The 21,098-nt window shown below is 67.9% G+C and carries 27 protein-coding genes; 13 read left to right on the forward strand and 14 right to left on the reverse strand.

Annotated features, from left to right (window positions below; genetic code table 11):
• Positions 1-84: 84 nt before the first annotated feature.
• The 3 genes from folE to ABIC63_RS26700 are packed head-to-tail and all read left to right on the forward strand — an operon-like array spanning position 85 to position 2,101.
• On the forward strand, positions 85-816 hold the full coding sequence (gene folE, locus ABIC63_RS26690; RefSeq protein ID WP_294376882.1) for a GTP cyclohydrolase I: 732 nt from the start codon (positions 85-87) through the stop codon (positions 814-816).
• 5 nt (positions 817-821) lie between these two features.
• Positions 822-1,244, forward strand: coding sequence for a BLUF domain-containing protein (locus ABIC63_RS26695; RefSeq protein ID WP_354321977.1), 423 nt, complete (start codon positions 822-824; stop codon positions 1,242-1,244).
• A 35-nt stretch (positions 1,245-1,279) separates the two neighbouring features.
• Positions 1,280-2,101 (forward strand): DUF429 domain-containing protein, encoded by an 822-nt coding sequence (locus tag ABIC63_RS26700; protein ID WP_354321978.1) that lies wholly within the window; start codon positions 1,280-1,282, stop codon positions 2,099-2,101.
• Positions 2,102-2,127: 26 nt separating this feature from the next.
• On the opposite strand, the gene ABIC63_RS26705 is transcribed toward ABIC63_RS26700, so the two are convergent.
• The 6 genes from ABIC63_RS26705 to ABIC63_RS26730 all read right to left on the reverse strand — a co-directional run bounded on the left by ABIC63_RS26705 (position 2,128) and on the right by ABIC63_RS26730 (position 5,717).
• Positions 2,128-2,670: a ferritin-like domain-containing protein gene (locus ABIC63_RS26705; protein ID WP_294376875.1), complete on the reverse strand. Its 543-nt coding sequence runs from the start codon at positions 2,668-2,670 to the stop codon at positions 2,128-2,130.
• Positions 2,667-3,146 (reverse strand): hypothetical protein, encoded by a 480-nt coding sequence (locus tag ABIC63_RS26710; protein ID WP_294376873.1) that lies wholly within the window; start codon positions 3,144-3,146, stop codon positions 2,667-2,669. The genes ABIC63_RS26705 and ABIC63_RS26710 overlap by 4 nt, the downstream gene beginning before the upstream one ends.
• Entirely contained in the window at positions 3,133-3,519 is a 387-nt protein-coding gene (locus tag ABIC63_RS26715) for a hypothetical protein (protein WP_294376870.1), read from the reverse strand. The genes ABIC63_RS26710 and ABIC63_RS26715 overlap by 14 nt, the downstream gene beginning before the upstream one ends.
• Before the next feature lie 29 nt (positions 3,520-3,548).
• Positions 3,549-3,926 carry a hypothetical protein gene (locus ABIC63_RS26720; RefSeq protein WP_017761761.1) on the reverse strand — a complete coding sequence of 126 codons (378 nt, stop codon included), beginning with the start codon at positions 3,924-3,926 and terminating at the stop codon, positions 3,549-3,551.
• A 75-nt stretch (positions 3,927-4,001) separates the two neighbouring features.
• On the reverse strand, positions 4,002-4,166 hold the full coding sequence (locus ABIC63_RS26725) for a DUF1328 domain-containing protein (protein WP_017761762.1): 165 nt from the start codon (positions 4,164-4,166) through the stop codon (positions 4,002-4,004).
• Positions 4,167-4,364: 198 nt separating this feature from the next.
• Complete coding sequence (locus ABIC63_RS26730) at positions 4,365-5,717, reverse strand: CHASE3 domain-containing protein (RefSeq protein ID WP_354321979.1); 1,353 nt, start codon at positions 5,715-5,717, stop codon at positions 4,365-4,367.
• Positions 5,718-5,818: 101 nt separating this feature from the next.
• Here ABIC63_RS26730 and ABIC63_RS26735 point away from each other — a divergent pair, with 101 nt between their 5' ends.
• Positions 5,819-6,451, forward strand: coding sequence for a response regulator (locus ABIC63_RS26735; protein WP_017761764.1), 633 nt, complete (start codon positions 5,819-5,821; stop codon positions 6,449-6,451).
• Positions 6,452-6,537: 86 nt separating this feature from the next.
• Here ABIC63_RS26735 and ABIC63_RS26740 read toward each other — a convergent pair whose 3' ends face one another.
• Positions 6,538-6,930 (reverse strand): response regulator, encoded by a 393-nt coding sequence (locus ABIC63_RS26740; protein ID WP_294376862.1) that lies wholly within the window; start codon positions 6,928-6,930, stop codon positions 6,538-6,540.
• Between the two features lie 332 nt (positions 6,931-7,262).
• On the opposite strand from ABIC63_RS26740, the gene ABIC63_RS26745 reads away from it, so the two are divergent.
• Both ABIC63_RS26745 and ABIC63_RS26750 read left to right on the forward strand, forming a co-directional pair.
• Positions 7,263-7,433, forward strand: a complete 171-nt coding sequence (locus tag ABIC63_RS26745; RefSeq protein WP_155946965.1) for a hypothetical protein — start codon at positions 7,263-7,265, stop codon at positions 7,431-7,433.
• A gap of 18 nt (positions 7,434-7,451) precedes the next feature.
• Positions 7,452-9,500: an AsmA family protein gene (locus tag ABIC63_RS26750; protein ID WP_354321980.1), complete on the forward strand. Its 2,049-nt coding sequence runs from the start codon at positions 7,452-7,454 to the stop codon at positions 9,498-9,500.
• Positions 9,501-9,504: 4 nt separating this feature from the next.
• Here ABIC63_RS26750 and ABIC63_RS26755 read toward each other — a convergent pair whose 3' ends face one another.
• The 3 genes from ABIC63_RS26755 to gpmA form a co-directional block, all read right to left on the reverse strand.
• Complete coding sequence (locus ABIC63_RS26755) at positions 9,505-10,266, reverse strand: HesA/MoeB/ThiF family protein (protein ID WP_354321981.1); 762 nt, start codon at positions 10,264-10,266, stop codon at positions 9,505-9,507.
• Positions 10,267-10,360: 94 nt separating this feature from the next.
• Positions 10,361-11,803 carry a S41 family peptidase gene (locus ABIC63_RS26760; RefSeq protein ID WP_234197668.1) on the reverse strand — a complete coding sequence of 481 codons (1,443 nt, stop codon included), beginning with the start codon at positions 11,801-11,803 and terminating at the stop codon, positions 10,361-10,363.
• A 109-nt stretch (positions 11,804-11,912) separates the two neighbouring features.
• Entirely contained in the window at positions 11,913-12,656 is a 744-nt protein-coding gene (gene gpmA / locus ABIC63_RS26765; RefSeq protein WP_354321982.1) for a 2,3-diphosphoglycerate-dependent phosphoglycerate mutase, read from the reverse strand.
• Between the two features lie 72 nt (positions 12,657-12,728).
• On the opposite strand from gpmA, the gene ABIC63_RS26770 reads away from it, so the two are divergent.
• The 4 genes from ABIC63_RS26770 (at position 12,729) to ABIC63_RS26785 (ending at position 15,039) form a co-directional block, all read left to right on the forward strand.
• Positions 12,729-13,148, forward strand: coding sequence for a rhodanese-like domain-containing protein (locus ABIC63_RS26770; RefSeq protein ID WP_295527435.1), 420 nt, complete (start codon positions 12,729-12,731; stop codon positions 13,146-13,148).
• Between the two features lie 45 nt (positions 13,149-13,193).
• Positions 13,194-13,454 (forward strand): glutaredoxin 3, encoded by a 261-nt coding sequence (grxC, locus tag ABIC63_RS26775; RefSeq protein ID WP_017761772.1) that lies wholly within the window; start codon positions 13,194-13,196, stop codon positions 13,452-13,454.
• Positions 13,455-13,557: 103 nt separating this feature from the next.
• Positions 13,558-14,022, forward strand: a complete 465-nt coding sequence (gene secB, locus ABIC63_RS26780) for a protein-export chaperone SecB (RefSeq protein ID WP_017761773.1) — start codon at positions 13,558-13,560, stop codon at positions 14,020-14,022.
• Positions 14,023-14,043: 21 nt separating this feature from the next.
• Positions 14,044-15,039, forward strand: coding sequence for an NAD(P)H-dependent glycerol-3-phosphate dehydrogenase (locus tag ABIC63_RS26785; RefSeq protein ID WP_354321991.1), 996 nt, complete (start codon positions 14,044-14,046; stop codon positions 15,037-15,039).
• Positions 15,040-15,042: 3 nt separating this feature from the next.
• On the opposite strand, the gene ABIC63_RS26790 is transcribed toward ABIC63_RS26785, so the two are convergent.
• Positions 15,043-15,840 (reverse strand): segregation and condensation protein A, encoded by a 798-nt coding sequence (locus ABIC63_RS26790; RefSeq protein WP_354321992.1) that lies wholly within the window; start codon positions 15,838-15,840, stop codon positions 15,043-15,045.
• Between the two features lie 62 nt (positions 15,841-15,902).
• Entirely contained in the window at positions 15,903-16,109 is a 207-nt protein-coding gene (locus ABIC63_RS26795; RefSeq protein ID WP_354321983.1) for a DUF3460 family protein, read from the reverse strand.
• A gap of 66 nt (positions 16,110-16,175) precedes the next feature.
• On the opposite strand from ABIC63_RS26795, the gene ABIC63_RS26800 reads away from it, so the two are divergent.
• Positions 16,176-16,673: an outer membrane protein assembly factor BamE gene (locus ABIC63_RS26800; protein WP_354321984.1), complete on the forward strand. Its 498-nt coding sequence runs from the start codon at positions 16,176-16,178 to the stop codon at positions 16,671-16,673.
• A gap of 87 nt (positions 16,674-16,760) precedes the next feature.
• Here the strand turns inward: ABIC63_RS26800 and ABIC63_RS26805 are convergent, their stop codons facing one another.
• Together ABIC63_RS26805 and metG are read right to left on the reverse strand one after the other, a co-directional pair.
• The gene (locus tag ABIC63_RS26805; RefSeq protein WP_354321985.1) at positions 16,761-17,021 is read right to left on the reverse strand and encodes a hypothetical protein; all 261 of its coding nucleotides are present in this window, start codon (positions 17,019-17,021) and stop codon (positions 16,761-16,763) included.
• Positions 17,022-17,045: 24 nt separating this feature from the next.
• Positions 17,046-19,118 (reverse strand): methionine--tRNA ligase, encoded by a 2,073-nt coding sequence (gene metG, locus ABIC63_RS26810; RefSeq protein ID WP_354321986.1) that lies wholly within the window; start codon positions 19,116-19,118, stop codon positions 17,046-17,048.
• Positions 19,119-19,316: 198 nt separating this feature from the next.
• Between metG and ABIC63_RS26815 the strand changes: the two genes are divergently transcribed.
• Positions 19,317-20,294, forward strand: coding sequence for an isocitrate/isopropylmalate dehydrogenase family protein (locus ABIC63_RS26815; protein ID WP_502935918.1), 978 nt, complete (start codon positions 19,317-19,319; stop codon positions 20,292-20,294).
• Complete coding sequence (locus tag ABIC63_RS26820; RefSeq protein WP_354321988.1) at positions 20,291-20,974, forward strand: YceH family protein; 684 nt, start codon at positions 20,291-20,293, stop codon at positions 20,972-20,974. Before ABIC63_RS26815 ends, ABIC63_RS26820 begins: the two co-directional genes overlap by 4 nt.
• The last annotated feature ends 124 nt before the right edge of the window (positions 20,975-21,098 follow it).

Below are 21,098 nucleotides of genomic sequence, written 5' to 3' on the forward strand. Positions count from 1 at the left end.
CGGATCACAGCGGCCCATGGCGGTACGTGGGATTGGGCGCCGCGCGCCCGTGGTGAAAAAACCCTGCTGTTACGATTCCGCCCCATGTTGATCCCCGCCCAGCCTGAGGACCGTTCCGCCGTTGCGGCGAGCGACGAGGGCACGCCCGTCTCCGTCAAGATCCGCGAGCGCCTGAAGGCCGCACGGCATCGCTTCCACGCCAACGACAACATCGCCGAGTTCATCGAGCCGGGCGAGCTGGAGGCGCTGCTCGACGAGGTCGAGGTCAAGATGCGCGATGTGCTGCACAGCCTGGTGATCGACATCGACAGCGACCACAACACGGGCAACACGGCCCGCCGCGTGGCCAAGATGTACCTCAACGAGGTGTTCCGCGGCCGCTACGTGCAGGGGCCCAGCCTCACCGAATTCCCCAATGCCGAGCGGCTGAACGAGTTGATGATTGTCGGCCCGATCACGGTGCGCAGTGCCTGCTCGCACCACTTCTGCCCCATCATGGGCAAGCTGTGGATCGGCGTGATGCCGAACGAGCACACCAACGTGATCGGCCTGTCCAAGTACGCGCGCCTGGCTGAATGGGTGATGGGCCGGCCGCAGATCCAGGAAGAGGCCGTGGTGCAGTTGGCTGACCTGATCCAGGAGAAGACCCAGCCCGACGGCCTGGCCCTGGTGATGGAGGCCGAGCATTTCTGCATGCAGTGGCGCGGCGTGAAGGAGACGGACAGCAAGATGATCAATTCCGTCATGCGCGGCGTCTTCCTCAAGGACCCGAACCTGCGCCGCGAATTCCTCGCGCTGCTTCCACGCAAGGGGTGAATGCCATGCTCGTGCGCCTTCTCTATGCCAGCCGTGCCGTCGACGTGTCGCCGGGTGCGCTCGACAGCATCCTGTCCACCGGGCGGGCCCACAACACGGCGTCCGGTATCACGGGCATCCTCTGCTACGGGGGTGGCGTGTTCCTGCAGGCGCTCGAGGGCGGACGCACGGCGGTCAATGCCCTCTACGCCCACATCCTGCGGGACCCTCGCCACAAGGACGTGGTGCTGCTGCACTACGAAGAGATCCAGGAGCGCCGATTCGGTGGCTGGACCATGGGCCAGGTCAATCTCAACAAGCTCAACGCGAGTACGGTGCTCAAGTATTCCGAGCGACCCGAGCTTGATCCGTATGCCGTTTCGGGCAAGGTCTCTCTGGCGCTTCTCGAAGAGCTGATGGCCACGGCTGCCATCGTCGGCAGGCCCTGAAGGTCATCGCTGCCGCTGCGGCAGTCCAGCGGGCGATGCGCCTGGTCGGCTGCGACTTCTCGAGCACGCCCACGCGCTGCAAGCCCATCGTGCTGGCCTGGGGGCGGTGCGATGGCGACGAGGTGATCGTCGAGGCGCTGGAATGCTATCCGACGCTGGACGCCTGGACCGACCGCCTCGCCGCCGAGCCGGCGTGGGTCGGCGGTTTCGACTTTCCCTTTGGCCTGCCGCGGGAGTTCGTGCTGGCCCAGGGCTGGCCGCTGGACTGGACGGCCTGCATGGCGGTCTACGGCGGATGGAGCCGTGCCGAGCTGCGTGAGCGATTCATCGCCTTCTGCGCAGCACGCCCGGTGGGCGGCAAGTTCGCCCACCGCGCCACCGACCGGCCGGCCGGTTCGAGCCCCTCGATGAAGTGGGTCAATCCCCCGGTCGCCTGGATGATGCATGCGGGCGTGCCGCGACTCCTGGCGGCTGGCGCGCGGCTGCCGGGGCAGGGCGGCACGCCGGGCTCGCCCAAGGTCGCGCTGGAGGCCTATCCCGGGCTGGTGGCGCGTGACCTGCTCGGCACGCAAAGCTACAAGAGCGACGAGCGCGCCAAGCAGACGCCTGATCGCCTGGAGGCCCGGCAGCGCCTGCTCATCCATCTGGCGGCCGGCAAAGGGCGGCTGGGCCTGCGCCTCGCCTTGTCGAGCGAGCTCCGCGAAGTGCTGGCCTGCGATGGCAGCGGGGACTCGCTGGACGCCGTGCTATGCCTCATGCTGGCAGCCTGGGGCGCGCAGCGCGCCCAAAGCAAAGGGCCGGGGTATGGACTCCCGGCCCGGATGGACCCGCTCGAAGGCTGGATCGTCGGCGCCTGACCGGCGCGCTGTGAGCGGACGAGGGCTTACTGGCCCATCCAGTCGCTCAACTCGTCAGCATGCTCTTCCTCGTCGGCGAGGATCTCCTCGAGCATGCGGCGGGTGGTCGGGTCCTTGTCGCCAATCAGGGCCACCATCTGGCGGTAGCTCTCGACCGCGATGCGCTCGGCCTTGAGGTTGGCACGCACCATGGCCTGCAGATCCTTCGACTCGTCGTAGTCGGCATGGCTGCGCTTCGACAGGCTGTCGGGCTGGAAGTTGGGCTCGCCGCCCAGTTGCACGATGCGCTCGGCAATGCGGTCGGCATGAGCGGACTCTTCGTTCGCATGCACCAGGAATTCGTCGGCAATCGCCGGCGACTCGACGCCCTTGGCGGTGAAGTAGTGGCGCTTGTAGCGCAGCACACACACCAGTTCGGTGGCGAGCGCGTCATTGAGCAGCTTGACGATGTCGTCGCGCCAGGGGCCGTAGCTGGGCGTCACGGCGCCATCGTCCAGGCTCTTGGCGGCGGCATCGATGGCCTTCTGGTCGAGTTCGAGGCGCTGGCGGGCTGCAAGGGTGTCGTTCATGGCATTTCCTTTCGTGGGGGAGGTTCTGGTTCTGGGCGGGACATGGCCAAGGTGGTGATGAGGTCGGCCACATCAGAGGTGCGCAGCAGCAGTGCCAGCAGCGCGGTGCCGGACAAGAGCCGCCATGGGCGGGTCAGCGCGAGCACCGAACCCGCCGCAGCCGCTCCCGCCACCAGCTTGGCAGGATGCCGGCTGGCGTAGCCCTGCAACAGAGGGTGCGCAAGCTGCCCGGCGGCGTGCAGGGGATGCCGCTGCCACCAGCGCTGGGCCATTTTGCGGCCCATGTCCAGCCAGGGCAGCTTTCGCAGCACGGACGCGCCCCGCGCCGCCACACCTTGCCTTGAACCCGTCGCGTGGCCGCGCTGCGGCGGAGGAGGCGGGATGAGCGCATCCAGCAAAGCCAGCCGAGATTGGGCAAGGCGCTGCTCGGGTGTCAAAGGCAGCGCGGTGTCATCGATGCGTTCAGCGATCGGCATGGCTGCTTTCGGAGAGGGCGTGGAGTACCTGCATGTCTTCGGCCGCCTGGTTCTTCAGTCCGGCAAAGAGGGGGAGCTGAGGTGGCCTCAACGCGAGTGCGATCCCCACGAGCATCAGGACCAGTGCCACGCCGGGCACGATCAGCAGCACCCACTCGAAGCGCCCGTGGAGCACGCCCAGCATCACAGCCACGCCACCCCACCCCAGCGTGAACAAGGCGCCGAGCAGGGCGATGGCGCCGCCGATGGCACGCGTCACCACCGAGCGGCCGGCCTCCGCCACCTCGACCTTGGCCAGGGCGACGTAATTCAAGAGATGGCGCCCGACCAGCGCAGGATGTCGCAGGGCTGCGGAAATGACAGGATGGAGCATGTGCGGTGGTCGGTACGCCTGGGCGTCGATCAGTAGTCGTCGCCGCTGCGGCGGCTGGCAAGCACGATGAGCGCGGTGATCGCGGCACCCGCCGCCGCAGCAATCAGCACGGAACGGACGGGCTGGTCGGCGATATAGCGGGTCGTCACCGTGGCGGCCTCGCCGAAACGTTCCTGGGCACGGCTGGTGGTCTTCGATGCCGCTTCCAGGCCGCGTTGGACGGCCTGCTGAACGCGCGAAGCGATCTGTTCCACCGTCGGCTCCACCTCGCCGCGCAGCTGCCGCACCTTTTGGCCAGTCGCATCGACGGCGTTCTTGGCGTAGGTGCGCGTGCTCTCGGCCGCATCCTGGGCGGCGCCGCGCAGTTCGTCGGCAAGTTGGGAGGGGGTCTTGGCGGTCGAGTTCATGGAGAAGTCCTTGTGGATGGGATGGGAAAGAAGTCAGCCCGCCGGCCGTGGCCGGCGTGCAAAGATGCTAGCGCCTCAACGCCGGCGCAACAGACCCGCGATGAAGCTGGCGATCGTCAGGATGGCGAAGATGACGAACAGGAGCTTCGCGATGCCCACGGCGCCGGCGGCGATGCCGCCGAAGCCGAACAGCGCGGCCACCAGTGCGATGACGAGGAAGACGACGGTGTAGTGCAGCATGGCAGGCTCCTTTCATGCCGGTGCCCACCGGTACCCTGGAGCGGGACCGCGGTTGAAGGCACCTTGTGTTTGCCGATGACGAGAGCTTAAGGAGCAGGCCCGCCCCGGACCTGTCAGCAGCAGGGTCCGGGGGGCGTAGGAAAGCGACGAATCGGGTGGCCCAAGAGGGCTGGATGCGCCTTTGCGGCGGTCGCTGCCCTACTGCTTGGGCATCACGGCATGCAGGCGCGTGCCATGCCCCGGACTGCTGTCCACCGACAGCCTGCCGCCTGCGGCCTGCACGCGATGTCGCATGCCGGCCAGGCCGTGGCTCGCACGTGCGGCCTGCTGCTGCAGGTCGAAGCCCCGGCCGTTGTCGCTGACTTCCACCTCGACATGGTTCTCATAGTCCTTGAGGACGATGGTGGCCTCCTGGGCCTGGGCGTACTTGCCGATGTTGGTGAGGCCTTCCTGCACCATGCGGTAGATGGTGAGCTGGCGCGACTCGTCCAGTTCGACCGGCTCCAGCGCCATGTCGACCTGGATGCCCGAGCGCTCGGCGAACTCGCGGCCGAGGATCTCGAGCGAGGCCACCAGGCCGAGGTTCGACAGCGACGAGGGCCGCAGGTCTTCGATGATGCGCCGCTTGAGGGCGATGCCCGAATTCAGCAGCTCGGTCAGGTGGGCCAGGCGCTGGGCGGCATCCGGCGAATCGCCCAGGCGCGACTTGAGCCGCGCCACATCGAGCTTGGCGGCCGTGAGCAGGGCGCCCAGTTCGTCGTGCAGTTCACGGGCCAGGTAGCCGCGCTCGGACTCCCGCACCTCCTGCAGGTGCGTCGCCAGTTCGGCCAGCGACGCCGTGCGGTCGCGCACTTCCAGCTCCAGCGAGTTGCGTTCGCGTTGCAGGGCCTGCTGCTGGCGGTCGTTGGCCTGCTGCAGTGCCGAGGTCTGGCGAAGATAGAGCACGAAGGCCAGCAGGGCCGCCAGGACGATCAGGCCGATGCCCACACGGGCCAGGCCCAGGGCCTGCGAGATCTGCAGTCGCCCTTCCTCGACCGACCGGGTGCTGAACGCCATAAGCGCATCGGCCTCCTGGCGGATGCCCTGCATTTCCTCCCGACCCACGTCCGTGCTGAGCACGAAGCGCGAGGCGTCCGCATTGCCGGTGCTGAGCATGCGCACGGTCAATTCCATCTCGGCCAGCTTGCGCGACAGGTGGTTGCCCAGTGCGGCGAGATGGCTGCGCTCCATGGGTTTGTCGGCATAGAGCATGCGCAGGCGGTCCATCTGCTTGGGCAGTTCGGCGACCGCGAGGTCATAGGGCTCCCGATAGCGGGGGTCGCCCGTGAGCATGAACCCGCGGGTGCCCGTCTCGGCGTCCAGCGTGTAGCGCAGCAGCAGGTGGATGGACAGCCGCGCCTCCTGCGCGCGGCCGATTTCCTCCAGAGCACGGGTGGACCGGTGATAACCCGATTCATTGAAAGCCACGAGCGCGAACGCCGCCAGGATGGCGAGGCTCAGACTCAAGGCTTTCTTCTTGTAAGCCAACAGCGACAGCTTGTGTTTCAGCATGCGTGAGGGGGAATCGGGCCGTCTATTTATTGAATAATGTTTGTCAACGAAAGCTGTGTTGGCGGTGGCAATAAGCCGCTGCGACTCGACAAAGGCAACAAATGATCAAGATTGGCATTGTGGACGACCATGCGATCGTCCGGTCCGGACTGAAGCAGTTTTTCTCGGAGCACGTGGACCTGCGTGTGGTGGGGGAAGCCGCGACGGGCCGCGAGGCGATCGAGCTGGTGCGCACCACCGAGCTGGATGTGCTGGTGATGGACTTGTCGATGCCCGGTCAGAGCGGCATCGATGCCCTGGCCATGATTCGGGCCAAGGCACCCGACGTGGGCATCCTGATCCTCAGCGGCTATCCGGAGGAGCACTACGCGATGAACCTCATCCGTCAGGGTGCGAGCGGATACCTCAACAAGGACTGCGACCCGATGGAGATCGTCAACGCAATCCGCACCATCTCCCTGGGTCGTCGCTACATCACGCCCGCGGTGGCCGAACTGCTGGCCCGCCAGCTCGACCGCAAGGATGATGCCGCGCCGCATGAGCAGCTGTCGGAGCGCGAATTCCAGGTGTTCCTCAAGCTCGCCAAGGGCGAGACGGCGGGCGAGATCGCCAAGACGCTCTCGCTGTCGGTGAAGACGGTCAGCACCTACCGCACGCGCCTGATGGAGAAGATGAATCTTTCGTCCAACAGCGACCTCACCTATTACGCGCTCAAGAACAAGCTGATCGACTGATCGGCAAGGGCAACGCCCGCAAGGCGCAGCCCCTGTTGCAGACCGCGCCGGGCCTGGCCTCGCGCGGTCTTTTCTTTTTGCGCGGCTCAGTGCGCGGTCGATTGCTGGGATTGCCACAGGCAATAGTCGACCAGGGCATCGATCTCGTTGGATTTGTCGAAGACCGCATCCACGCCCAGCTGTGCACAGCGGCGGCGGATGTCTGGCGTGGCGTAGTTGCTCAGCACCACCACCTTCTGCTGCGGCTTGCGTTCACGGCAGGCGTTGAGCACACCCAGTCCGCTGCCTTCCTTGAGAAACAGGTCCACGATGGCGAGTTGCCAGTCGCCGCGATGGTCGCGCAGCCATTGGCGCGCGTCGGTCTCGGTCTCGGCATAGCCCACTGCGCTCACTGGCGTGAGTTCTTCGAGCGTTCCCACCAGGTTCTCGCGGATGGTGACGTTGTCTTCGACGATGTAGGTATGCAGTCTGCCGCTCATGATGGGTGAGGGGGCCGGCCAGGGCCGGTGCCGCGCTTGCGGCAACAGGCAGGGAGTGGCGACCCGATGCTGGTACTGGATAGATCGTAGAAGCGCGCCCTGCCGACCCTGCAATCCCGGATGGCCTGTTGCTGTAGGAGCGTGCCGACGATGCCGCCGTAGGTGTCTGCGCACAGGGGGTGCGGCGGCCGGCCGACCTGCGGCCACAGTGGTGGGAATTATGTTCACGTCATTCGTTTAATCCGGCCGTGGGCGTTGGGATGGTCCGCTGGGCCAGCCATCACCGCCTGCGCCTTGCAATCAACATGATGACGGCATCCGAGAGGTGGACCATGAAAGGCATTCTGGGTTTCCTGCTGGCAGGCGGTCTCGCCTTGCTCGCGGCATGGGTGGTCGTGCAGGGCGAACCGGGCTCGGCCGAGCTGCACCTGGTGAACGCCGTCACCGCCGATGCCCCGGGCGGGGTGGGCAAGGGCTGGTTGTCGTTCTTCGTCGGCCCTTGAGGCGGACGGCCGCATTCCATGCATCCATCCACCGCCGCAGCCCCCGCTGCCGCTGTGCCACCTCGCGGCGGGCGATGGCTGCGGCGTATCCTGATCGCGCTCGCAATCCTGATCGTCGCGGTGGTGTTGATCGTCCTGTTCTTCCCATGGGATGTCCTGCGCGGTCCCATCAATCGCTACGTGAGCGAGAAGACCGGGCGGCGTTTCGAGATCACGCGGCACCTCGATGTGAAGCCGGGCCTGCGCACGGCGCGCATCACGCTCGATGGCATCGAGTTCGATAACCCCAGGTGGGCAAGGGACCCACTCCTGGTCGGCGCCGACAAGGCCGAGATCGACATCCGTATCTGGCCGCTGCTGCGCAAGCAGGTGGACATTCCCCGGCTGATGTTGAGCGCCCCCCGGATCGGCCTGCAGATGGAAGAGGATGGGCGCAAGACCTGGGCCCTCGAGAAAGGCGACGATGGCGAAGCGGGTCGCGGCAGCACGCCGCGCATCGGCGTGCTGCAGGTCGATGGCGGCCATCTCGATTTCCTGGCCAAGCACCTGGGCGTGGACATGCGGGTCGACTTCGCCTTCGATACCCAGAAGGGGGACATGCCCCTTTCCTACCAGATGAAGGGGCGTTACCAGTCCCAGCCGCTGAGTGCCCAGGGCCGTACGGGCAATGTGCTGCTGCTCACTCAGGCTGGAGTGCCGCCCTTTCCTTTCGAGATCCACGCCACGGCCGGCGGGACCCGCCTGGATGCTTCAGGCAGCATGGCCGCACTCACCGAACTGGATGGCGTGGATGCCAAGGTGCGGCTGAAGGGCCGCAATCTGGGCGATCTCTACCGTCTGATCGGCGTGGCGCTGCCGGACACCTCGCCCTACCAGGTCGAAGGCCGCCTGCTCAAGACCGGCAACACCTGGCAGGCGCAGAAGCTGTCGGGCAAGCTCGGGCTGTCGGACATCGGCGGCGAGCTGCAGTTCGAGAAGGGCGCTTCCCGTCCGAAACTGAGCGGCAAGCTCGCGTCGAAGGTCATGGACATGGACGACCTCGGCCCGCTCATCGGTCTGCCGCCGACGGAACGCTCGGCCAAGGCCGTCGATGGCGTGGAGGCGCCCGTCACGCTGGAGAAGACCCGCCGCCGTGGCGCGGACGTCCGGGTGCTGCCGACCGCGCCCCTGGACTTCGAACGGCTTCGCGCCATGGACGCCGATGTGCGCTACACCGCGGAGCGCATCCGCAATGTGCGCGAGGTGCCGCTGCAACGTGGCAGTGTGCAGGTGGCGCTCAACGACGGCGTGCTGGCGCTCAAGCCGCTCGACCTGGGCGTGGCGGGCGGCAGCATCCAGGGTGCCGTGCGCATCGACGGTTCGCGCAACCCGGCCGACATCCGCATGGCGTTGGATGTGAAGGCGCTGCAGCTCAATCAGCTGATTCCCAAGGTCGAATCCACCAAGAGCAGCCTGGGGCGGCTGGATGGCCGCATCAACTTGGCGGGGCAGGGGACGTCCGTCGCCAACTGGCTCGGTGCGGCCTCCGGCGATGTGGCGGCCATGACGGGGCGCGGACAGTTCAGCAACCTCTTGCTGGAGATCGCCGGCCTGGACGGAGGCGAGGTGCTGGAATTTCTGCTGCGCGGCGACAAGAACGTGCGCATGCGCTGCGCGGCGCTGGCCTTCGACGTGAACAAGGGCGTCATGAACGGCCGCACGCTCATCTTCGACACCGACGACACGCTGTTCACGGCGACCGGACAGGCCAGCCTGAAGGACGAGACACTGGACTTCGTCATCCGGCCGCAGCCCAAGGACAAGAGCATCCTGAGCCTGCGCACACCCCTGACGGTGCGTGGACATTTCGGTGATCCCCGCCCCGGCGTGGAAGCCGCACCGCTGGTCGCGCGCGGCGCCGCAGCCCTGGCACTCGGCGCCATCAATCCGCTCCTGGCGCTGGCGGCCACGGTCGAGACGGGGCCGGGCGAGGACGCCGATTGCGCCGGTGCACTGGCGGAAGCACGCCGGCCCGAGTCGAGCGAGGCGGCCAAGGCGGCGGAACGGGCCAAGGCCGTGCGCCGCTGAGCGTTCACACCTTGCGGTGCATGCCCCCGCAGACAGGGCATTCAGGATCGCGCCGCACCTGAAGCGTGTCGAAGCGGCTCGCCCGGCCGTCGAACATCAGCAGGCGGCCCGTCAGCGTGCCACCGATGCCGGCGACGAGCTTGAGGGCCTCGTGCGCCTGCAAGGTGCCCAGAGTGCCCACGGCAGGGGAGAACACGCCCATCACCGCGCAGCGTGTCTCCTCGAACTCGGCATCGGGCGGAAAGAGGCAGGCATAGCAGGGACTGTCCGGCTGGCGCGCGTCATACACCGACAGTTGGCCGTCGAAGCGGATGGCCGCGCCTGCCACCAGCGGCTTGCGATGGGCGACGCAGGCGGCATTGACGCGGTGACGGGTCTCGAAGTTGTCGCTGCAGTCCAGCACCACGTCGGCCTGCGGCACGAGTTCCTCCAGCAGCGGGCCATCCGCGCGGGCGCGGACCGTGCGGATGTCGATCCCGGGATTGAGCGCCCGCATGGCCTCGGCCGCCGACTCCACCTTCGGCATCCCCACCCGCGCGCTGCTGTGGGCAATCTGGCGCTGCAGGTTGGTCACATCGACGACGTCGTCATCCACCAGCGTGATCCGCCCCACGCCTGCGCCCGCCAGGTACAGCGCCACGGGCGAACCCAGCCCGCCGGCACCGATGACGAGGGCATGGGCGGCCGACACGCGCTCCTGCCCGTCGATGCCGAACTCCTCCAGCAGGATATGGCGCGAATAGCGCAGAAGGTCTTGGTCGTCCATGGCTCGGCGGGGCGCAGGCGCTTCGGCGGTCCCGACAAAGACATCGGCCTCCACGCGGGAGGCCGATGCGTCGCGGAAGCCGGGGCGCTACGCCTCAGTTTTCCTTCTTCTCTTCCTTGTTCTCCACGATCACCTGCGTCTTGCTGGCGACCACGGGCTGGCCCTTGAGCTGGTTGATTGCCTGCATCAGCGGGAAGTCCTTGTCCGTGCCGAACTCGGGCGTGACCCGTGCCTGCGGCGACTTCTTGGTTTCCTCTTCGAGGCGCTTGCGGGCTTCGTCGCGCTGCTTCTCCAGCTCGGGGTCCTTCTTCTCGGGACCCTGGCCGCTGGACAGGTGCTTCTCGAGGTCGGCCTCGCGCATGCGCAGCACGGCGAAGGGGCTGCCTTCGGCCGTGTCGTCCACCAGCACGTTCGGCACGATGCCCCGGGCCTGGATCGAGGTGCCGCTGGGCGTGTAGTAGCGCGCGGTGGTGATCTTGAGGCCGGTGTCCGGACCCAGCGGACGCACCGTCTGCACGGAGCCCTTGCCGAAGGTCTGACTGCCCATCACCGTGGCGCGCTTGTGGTCCTGCAGGGCGCCGGCCACGATCTCGCTCGCGGAGGCCGAGCCTTCGTTGACCAGCACCACCAGCGGCACCGTCTTGAGGCCGGCCGGCAGGTTGCGCAGCGGGTCGCTGCCCGAGCGTCGCTGGTAGTCGGCGGGGATCGCCTTGTAGACCTGCTTGCTTTCGGCCAGTTGGCCGTCCGTGGTCACCACGGTCGAGCCCTGCGGCAGGAAGGCGGCGGACACGGCCACCGCCGCGTCGAGCAGGCCGCCCGGATCGTTGCGCAGGTCGAGCACCAGGCCCTTGAGGTTCGGGTCCTGCTTGTAGATCTCTTCGATCTTCTTGGCGAAGTCGTCGACCGTGCGTTCCTGGAACTGCGACAGGCGGATCCAGGCGTAGCCGGGCTCCATCACCTTGCCGCGCACCGACTGCGTGCGGATCTCCTCGCGCGTGATCGTCACCGGGAAGGTGCGGCTCTCGTCCTTGCGGAAGATGGTCAGCAGCACCTTGGTGCCCGCCTCGCCGCGCATGCGCTTGACGGCCTCGCTCAGCGTCAGGCCCTTGACGGCGGTGTCGTCGATCTTGGTGATCAGGTCGCCGGGCTTGAGGCCGGCGCGGAACGCCGGCGAGCCCTCGATGGGCGAGACGACCTTGACCAGGCCGTCTTCCTGCGAGATCTCGATGCCCACGCCCACGAAGCGGCCCGAGGTGCCCTCGCGGAATTCCTTGAAGGACTTCTTGTCGAAATACTGGGAGTGCGGGTCGAGCCCGGCCACCATGCCGGAGATGGCGTCGGAGATGAGCTTCTTCTCATCCACCGGCTCCACATAGTCGGTCTTGATCATGCCGAACACCGCGGCGAGCTGCTGCAGCTCTTCCAGCGGCAGTGGCGCCAGGGCCCCGCGCGCCATCGTCTGCAGCGAGACGGTGGTGAGCGCGCCGGCGACCGCGCCTGCGGCAATCCAGCCGGTGATCTTCAATTTCTGGCCCATGGGCAGCGTCCTTTCGGGAGACCCGATCCGTCGTTCACAAAATCGGCAATCAATATACGCGGACTTTGGAAGCGGAAATGGCCCCGCGGGTTCCGTCCGTATCCGTGAATCAGGCTTTGCCCTGGGAGGCGACCGCGGCGGCCGCCTTTTCGGCCGCTGCCGCGTCGCCCAGGTAGTAGTGGCGCAGCGGCTTGAGGTCGTCGTCCAGCTCGTACACCAGCGGAATGCCGTTGGGGATGTTCAGGCCCACGATGTCGCTGTCGGAGATGCCGTCCAGGTACTTCACCAGGGCGCGGATCGAATTGCCGTGGGCGGCCACGACCAGCCGGCGGCCGGCGCGGATGGCCGGGGCCATCGACTCGTTCCAGAAGGGCAGCACGCGCGCGACGGTGTCCTTCAGGCATTCGGTCAGCGGCACCTGCTCGGGGTCGAGCCGGGCGTAGCGCAGGTCGCCGCGCTCGCTGCGCGGGTCGGTCGGCTCCAGTGCCGGCGGCGGGGTGTCGTAGCTGCGGCGCCAGACCAGCACCTGCTCGTCGCCGTACTGCTTGGCCATGTCGGCCTTGTTCAGGCCCTGGAGCGCGCCGTAGTGGCGCTCGTTCAGGCGCCAGGAATGGACGACCGGCAGCCACGTACGGTCCAGCTCGTCCAGCACATGCCACAGGGTGCGGTTGGCCCGCTTGAGCACGCTGGTGTAGGCGACGTCGAAGTCGTAGCCCTGCTCCTTGAGCAGGCGGCCGGCCTGCTTGGCCTGCTCGATGCCGGTGTCGGTCAGGTCGACGTCGGTCCAGCCGGTGAAGCGGTTCTCGAGGTTCCAGGTCGATTCGCCATGGCGGATCAGCACCAGTTTATGCATGGGGTCCCTTACGTGTCGCCGGAGTAAAACCGCCATTCTAAAATTGCCGGTTTGCCATCTCGGAAGCTTCCCGTGAAATTCATCCTCGACAACTGGGCCCTGATCCTCCTCGCACTCGGCTCGGGCGGCATGCTGGCCTGGCCGGTGCTGCGCGGCGCGGGCCAGGGCTCGCTCAGCGCCCAGGGCGCGGTGCAGATCATCAACCGTCAGAAGGGCGTGCTGATCGACGTGCGCGAGCCCGAGGAGTTCGCCGCCGGCCACGCCGTCGGCGCGCGCAACGTACCGCTCGCCGAGCTGGAGCAGAAGCTGCCGGGCGTGGTCAAGAACAAGGCCCTGCCGGTGCTGCTGATGTGCGCGACCGGCGCCCGTGCCCAGCGCGCTGTCGCCGCCGCCAAGAAACTGGGCTACGAACAGGCCCAAGCCGTGGGTGGCGGGATGAAATCCTGGAACGAGGCTAACCTGCCCGTCGAGAAAGTGGCCGTCAAGGCCTGAACGCCTTCCGTCCCATCCCGCATTCACCCGCCCACGAGGAAATCCATGCAAGCCGTGAAGATGTACACCACCGCCGTCTGTCCCTACTGCATCCGTGCCAAGCAGGTGCTCAAGGCCAAGGGCGTGGACAGCATCCAGGAGATCCGTGTCGACGCCGACCCCGCGGCCCGCGACGAAATGATGCGCCTGACCCAGCGTCGCACCGTTCCGCAGATCTTCATCGGCGACACCCATGTCGGCGGTTGCGACGACCTGATCGCGCTCGACGGCCGGGGCGGTCTGGTGCCGCTGCTGCAAGGCGCCTGAGAGGGCTGGGGCCGGCCGGGCCTGTCGTCGGCACAGGCCATAATCGAACGCTTTCGCGCCCGCTGACCGCGGGCCTTTTTGTCCCGACACACCTCCAAGCACCATGGCCGACCAACAAGCCGCAGAACCCGTCTTCCAGATCCAGCGCGTCTACCTCAAGGACCTGTCGCTGGAGCAGCCCAATTCGCCGGCCATCCTGCTGGAGCAGACCCAGCCCACCGTCGACATCCAGCTGGGTGTGGAAGCCCAGAACGTTGCCGAAGGCATCTTCGAGGTGAGCGTTTCGGCCACCGTGCAGACCAAGATCGACGACCGCACCGTGTTCCTGGTCGAAGCCAAGCAGGCCGGCATCTTCGAGATCCGCAACCTGCCCGAAGACCAGATGGGCCCGATCCTGGGCATCGCCTGCCCGCAGATCGTCTATCCCTACCTGCGCGGCAACGTGGCCGACACCATCCAGCGCGGCGGCTTCCCGCCCGTGCACCTGGCCGAGATCAACTTCCAGGCCATGTACGAACAGCAGCAGGCCCAGGCCGCCGGCCAGGGCCTGCCGGCCAACGCCCAGTAATTGCCTGAGGCGTCCGCCGCCATGCGCATCTGCGTGCTCGGCGCCGGCGCCTGGGGCACGGCGCTGGCGATCAGCGCCGCGACCCACCCGGCCGGGCACCGTGTGGTGCTCTGGGGCCGGGACGCCGCTCAGGTTCAGGACATGGCGCGCAGCCGCGCCAATCCCCGCTACCTGGCGGGCGTGAGCTTCCCTCCCTCTCTTCTTCTCCAGTCCGGCGACGCCCGCGAGGCTTGGCGCGAAGCCGACCTCGTGGTGCTGGGCACGCCCATGGCTGCCCTGCGCGCGCAACTGGCGGCGTTGGCCGCGGCCGGTTGCACCGTGCCGGTCGCCTGGCTGTGCAAGGGCGTGGAGCCGGCCAGCGGACTCTTTCCCCATGAGGTGCAGGCCGAGGTGGCGCCGAAGCTGCGCGCCGGCCTGCTGAGCGGCCCCAGCTTCGCGCTGGAAGTCGCCCAGGCGCAGCCCACGGCCCTGGTGGCGGCGAGTGCCGATGCCGAAGTGCGCGAGCGCCTGGTCGCCGCCTTCCACGGGCCGGCGCTGCGGGTCTACGGCAACGACGATGTCACGGGTGTGGAGGTCGGCGGGGCGGTCAAGAACGTGCTGGCCATCGCCACCGGCCTGGCCGACGGGCTGGCGCTGGGCCTGAATGCGCGCGCTGCCCTGATCACCCGCGGCCTGGCCGAGATGACCCGGCTGGGCATCGCGCTGGGCGGTCGTGCCGAGACCTTCATGGGCCTGTCGGGCCTGGGCGATCTGGTGCTGACGGCCACCGGCCACCTGTCGCGCAACCGACGCGTGGGCCTGCTGCTGGCCGAGGGTCGGACGCTGGACGAGGCGGTCCGCTCGCTCGGCCATGTGGCCGAGGGCGTCAACTGCGCCCGGGCCGTGGTGCAGCGGGCGCGGCAGTTGGGGGTGGAAATGCCCATCGCCGAATCGGTGGTAGGCCTGCTCGACGGGCGCCTGCAGCCGGCGCAGGCGGTGGCCGCGCTGATGGGGCGCGAGCCGACGCACGAGGCCTGAATCTCAGCTCGGCGCGTAGGCCAGCCGCACGTAGATGGGCGCGAAGGCCTCGGCCTGGGTGATCTCCACCAGCGTTTCCTTGCCCAGCTCCAGCAGGGCAATGAAGGTGACGACCAGCACCGGCACGCCGCGCGTGGCGTCGAACAGCGACTCGAATTCGACGAAACGGCGCCCCTGCAGCTGACGCAGCACGATGCTCATGTGCTCGCGCACCGACAGTTCCTCGCGCGAGATCTTGTGGTGCTGCACCAGCTTGGCCCGCTTGAGGATGTCGGCCCAGGCCTGGCGCAGATCGTCCAGGCTCACGTCCGGGAAGCGCGGCTTGAGCGACTGCTCGATGTAGACCTGCGCCTTCCAGAAATCCCTGCCGTAGGTAGACAGCGCATTGATGGCGGCGGCCTGCATCTTGGCCTGCTCGTATTCCAGCAGGCGGCGCACCAGCTCGGCGCGCGGGTCTTCGGCCTCTTCGCCGTCCGCCGTCTTCTTGGGTGGCAGCAGCATGCGCGACTTGATCTCAATGAGCATCGCCGCCATCAGCAGGTACTCGGCCGCCAGCTCCAGGTTGCGGCTGCGGATCTCGTCCACGTAGGCAAGGTACTGGCGGGTGACGCCCGCCATGGGGATGTCGAGGATGTTGAAGTTCTGCTTGCGGATCAGGTAGAGCAGCAGATCCAGCGGCCCCTCGAAGGCCTCCAGGAAGACCTCCAGCGCATCCGGCGGGATGTAGAGGTCGTTCGGCAGCGCGAACAGCGGCTCGCCGTAGAGGCGGGCCAGCGCCACCTGGTCCACCACCTCGGGCATGGCGGCGACCACGGGGCGGTCGTCGTCGTCCGCGGTGGCGGCAGGCAGCGCGGGGGTGGTGCTCAATGCGATTTCGTCTGGTAGACGTAGGGCTGCTGCGCCACGGCGGCGGCCTCGAACTCGGCCTGGGTCTGGCGGTCGATCTGCTTGTCCCACAGCAGGGCGCGGCCGGCGCGCTGTTCGGCTTCGAGCGTGGGCTTCTGCTCGCGCAGCTTCTCGAGGAACTGGGTGGCGTCGGAGGTGTAGTGGGGGCGGCCGAAGATCGACATAGACTGGTGCAGCTTCTTGGGACGGGACGAGGGGCGCGATTTTAACGACGGGGCGATGGGGAACCGATGACCACTGGCAGGACCGCGGCGCGCATCGCCGCCGCATTCACCGCGCTGGCCGCCCTGGCGGGCTGTGACCCGCAGCGCATCGACCGGCTGGAAGAGGGCGTGGCCACCGAGGCCGATGTGCGCGCCCAGTTCGGCGAGCCCGAGAACATCTGGGAGTCGCCCTCTGGCCGGATGCTCGAATACAACCGCCAGCCCGCCGGTCGCAAGAACTACATGATCACCATCGGCCCCGACGGTCGCATGAGCGCCCTGCGCCAGGTGCTCACGCCCGAGAACTTCGCCCGCGTGAAGCCCGGCATGCCGATGGAAGAGTTGCGCAAGCTGCTGGGCAAGCCCGCCAAGGTGACACGCTATGCGCTCAAGCAGGAGACGGAGTGGGACTGGAACTGGACCCAGCCGCCCAATACGCCGATGGTGTTCACCGCGGTGCTGAACGACCAGCAGTACGTGCTGCGCAGCGGCTCGTCGCAGGACCGCAGCGTCGAGGCGCCCTGACTCTCGCCGGGGTCGGGCTGGACGCCGGACGTCGGGCCTGGTTCGCCCCAGGCTCCTGGATGGCACGCCTAAGAAGGGCCCGCCCGTTCAGTCCTTTTCGCCGGGCAACACCGCGTCGGCCGCGGCGCCCACGGCCTTGCCGGTGATGCGCGCCGTCCCGATGGCCGCATCGGCCGCCAGGCCGACGGCCCCGGCGCCCACGCTCACGGCGGTGGCGCCGACGGACACGGCCGCGCCGGCCACCGACACGACGGCGCAGCCTCCCAGGGCGCCCACGGCCAGCGACAGGACGACGACCCGCGCGGCCCAGGCGGCTGGCGATGGGCGGTCGATGGCGAGTAGAGGCATCGGCGGCGATCGAGCCCGGTGGCCTCAGCGCACCCGCATGCCCGGCTGGGCACCCGGCCACGGCTCCAGCACATGGATGCCGGGCTGGGCCTTCTCGTCCGCATGGCTGGCGGCCAGCACCATGCCTTCACTGACGCCGAACTTCATCTTGCGCGGCGCCAGGTTGGCGACCATCACGGTGAGCTTGCCCACCAACTGTTCCGGCTGGTAGGCCGAGGCGATGCCGCTGAACACGTTGCGCGTCCTGCCTTCGCCCACGTCCAACGTCAGGCGCAGCAGCTTGGTGGAGCCTTCGACCTTCTCGCAGGCCACGATCTTGGCGATGCGCAGGTCGATCTTGGCGAAGTCGTCGATGCCGATGGTGGGCGCCAGCGCCTCGCCGCCGGGCAGGTCCGGCGTTGCGTCGGCCGCGGGTGCCGCGGCAGGGGCGGGCGGCGTGAAGAGCTGCTCCAGCACCTTCGGGTCTACGCGCGTCATCAGGTGCTTGTAGTCGCCGATGGCATGGCCGGCGCCCAGCGCGCGGGCGGCGTCGGCCCACTGCAGCGGGCCGATGTTCAGGAAGGCCTCGACCTGCGCGGCCAGCGCGGGCAGCACCGGCTTGAGGTAGAGCGTGAGCAGGCGGAAGGCCTCGATGCAGGTGGTGCACACGTCGTGCAGCCGCGCCTCCTGGCCGGCCTGCTTGGCCAGTTCCCAGGGCTTGTTGGCGTCGACATAGGCATTCACCTGGTCGGCCAGCGCCATCACCTCGCGCAGGGCACGGGCGTAGTCGCGGCTGTCGTACAGCTGGCGCAGGTCCTCGGCGCCGGCGCGCAGCATCACCAGCAGTTCCTCGCCGTCGGCGGAGACGGTGCCGAGTTGGCCGCCGAAGCGCTTGGCGATGAAGCCGGCCGAGCGGCTGGCGATGTTGATGAACTTGCCCACCAGGTCGCTGTTGACACGGGCGACGAAGTCCTCGGGGTTGAAGTCGATGTCCTCGTTGCGGCCGTTGAGCTTGGCGGCGATGTAGTAGCGCAGCCATTCGGGGTTCAGGCCCAGGCTGAGGTACTTGAGCGGGTCGATGCCGGTGCCGCGGCTCTTGCTCATCTTCTCGTTGTTCACCGTCAGGTGGCCGTGCACGAAGACGCCGTCCGGCGCCTTGCGGCCGCTGAAATGCAGCATGGCGGGCCAGAACAGGGTGTGGAAGGTGATGATGTCCTTGCCGATGAAGTGCACCTGTTCCAGGTCGGGCTGGGCCATGTAGGCCTCGTAGTCCTCGCCCTTCTTGCCCAGCCAGTTCTTGAGCGAGGCCAGGTAGCCCACTGGGGCATCGAGCCAGACGTAGAAGTACTTGCCCGGCGCGTCGGGGATCTCGATGCCGAAATAGGGCGCGTCGCGGCTGATGTCCCAGTCGCCCAGGCCGCCGGTGCCGTCTTCCTTCTTGACCAGCCATTCGCGGATCTTGTTCTGTACCTCGGGCTGCACATGGCCGGGGGCCGTGGTCCACTCCTTCAGGAAGGCCTCGCAGCGCGGGTCCGACAGCTTGAAGAAGAAGTGGTCGGAGCTGCGCAGCTCCGGCCTGGCGCCCGACAGCGCCGAGTAGGGGTTGATCAGCTCGGTGGGCGCATAGACGGCGCCGCACACCTCGCAGTTGTCGCCGTACTGGTCCTTGGCGTGGCAGTTCGGGCATTCGCCCTTGATGAAGCGGTCGGCCAGGAACATGCCCTTCTCGGGGTCGTAGAACTGCTCGACCGGGCGGGTCTCGATGAGGCCGGCGGCCTTGAGGTCGCGGTAGATCTGCTGGGCGAGTTCGTGGTTCTCGGGCGCGTCGGTGGAATGCCAGTTGTCGAAGGCGATGTGGAAGCCGTCGAGGTAGGGCTTGCGGCCGGCCGCGATCTCGGCCACGAAGGCCTGGGGCGTGATGCCCGCCTTGTCGGCGGCGATGGTGATGGCCGCGCCGTGGGCGTCGTCGGCGCAGACGAAGTTGACCTCGGCACCGTTCATCCGCTGGAAGCGCACCCAGATGTCGGCCTGGATGTATTCCATGATGTGGCCGATGTGGAACTTGCCGTTGGCGTAGGGAAGGGCGGTGGTGACGAAGAGCTTGCGCGCTGCGGGCATGGATGTCGGTCTCGCGGATGGGCCGGTCGTGTCGCGGCAGGGCGCCGCGCTCTGGCAGGGTCGGGCATTTTAGGTTTGGGCCCGCGTCGCAGCCGTATGCTTGCGGCTTTGCCCGCAGACCCCGAAGGAGGAAGCCCCGTGACCACCCCCCGCATTCCCGCCACCTTGATCTCCGGCGACGGCATCGGCCCCGAGATCATGGAAGCCACGCTGGCTGCGCTCGACGCCCTGGGCTCGCCCTTCGAGTGGGACCCGCAGATCGCCGGCCTGGGCGGCGTCAGGACCTCGGGCGACCCGCTGCCAGAGGCCACGCTGGAGAGCATCCGCCGCACGCGGCTGGCGCTCAAGGGCCCGCTGGAGACGCCGTCGGGCGGTGGCTACCGCAGTTCCAACGTGCGGTTGCGCGAGGCCTTCCAGCTCTTCGCCAACGTGCGCCCGGCGCGCACCATCATCCCCGGCGGTCGCTTCGACAACATCGACCTGCTGGTGGTGCGCGAGAACCTCGAGGGCCTGTACATCGGCCACGAGCACTACATCCGCATCGAGGACGACCCGCATGCCGTGGCCATGGCCACCGGCATCAACACCCGCCAGGGCTGCAAGCACATCCTGCGCTATGCCTTCGACGCCGCCGTGGCCCAGGGCCGCAAGAAGGTGACGGTGGTGCACAAGGCCAACATCATGAAGGCGCTCACGGGCATCTTCCTGGAGACGGCCGAGCAGCTCTACGCGGCCGAATATCAGGGCCAATTCCAGTTCGAGACCATGATCGTGGACGCCTGCGCCATGAAGCTGGTGCTCAACCCCTGGCAGTTCGACATGATCGTCACCACCAACCTGTTCGGCGACATCCTGTCCGACCTGGTGGCCGGACTGGTGGGCGGCCTGGGCATGGCGCCCGGCGCCAACATCGGCGCCGATGCGGCCATCTTCGAGGCGGTGCACGGCTCGGCGCCGGACATCGCCGGCAAGGGCATCGCCAACCCCATCGCGCTGATGCTGGCCGCGGCGCAGATGCTGGACCACGTCAAGCGCGTCGACCTGGCCGACCGTCTGCGCACCGCCATCGACCAGACGCTCAACGTCGACAACGTGCGCACCGGCGACCTGGGCGGCGGCGCCAACACCATCGCCTTCACCAAGGCGCTGGTGGCCCGCATCAAGGGGGGTGCATGACGACCGAGCAGAACCTGCCCATCCTTTCGCCTTCCGAGGCCCGGGTGCTCGGCGTGCTGATCGAGAAGCAGCGCACCGTGCCCGACAGCTACCCGCTCACGCTCAACAGCCTGTTGGCCGGCTGCAACCAGAAGACCAGCCGGCACCCGGTGATGGAGCTGGCCGAGGCCGAGGTGCAGGATGCGCTGGAAAGCCTGCGCCGCCGCAGCCTGGTGGACGAGAGCAGCGGCGGCCGGGCCATGCGCTACGGCCACAACACCGACCGCGTGCTGCGGCTGCCCTCGCAGTCGGTGATCCTGCTGGCCGTGCTCATGCTGCGCGGCCCGCAGACGGCGGGCGAACTGCGCATCGCCAGCGACCGCATGCACAACTTCGCCGACATCTCCTCGGTCGAAGGCTTCCTGGACGAGATGGCCGAGCGGCCGGCCGGCGCGCTGGTGGTCAAGCTGCCGCGCCTGCCGGGTGCGCGCGAGAGCCGCTGGGCGCACCTGCTGTCCGGGCCGGTGGCGGCGGAGCTGATGGCGGTGCCGGCGGCGGGTGCCGCTGCGACGGCGACCGGGGGCGACGCCGGCGAGACGGCCGCCCTGCGCCTGCGGGTGGACCGGCTCGAAGCCGAGGTCGCCACCCTCAAGGCCACGCTGGCCAAGGTCTGCGCGGACCTGGGCATCGACGTCGCCTGAAAGCCGCGCTGTCCGCCCACGTCCCGGATGAGCCCCTTGTATCTTCGAATCTGAGATGACGAAGACCAAAGGTTTGGGAAGTTGTCCACAGCCCGTTGCCCCTTGGGGAGCGAATCCCGTGGGA

The organism is Pseudacidovorax sp. 1753 (genome assembly GCF_040544975.1).
In the GTDB taxonomy this organism is placed as follows: Bacteria; Pseudomonadota; Gammaproteobacteria; order Burkholderiales; family Burkholderiaceae_C; genus Xenophilus.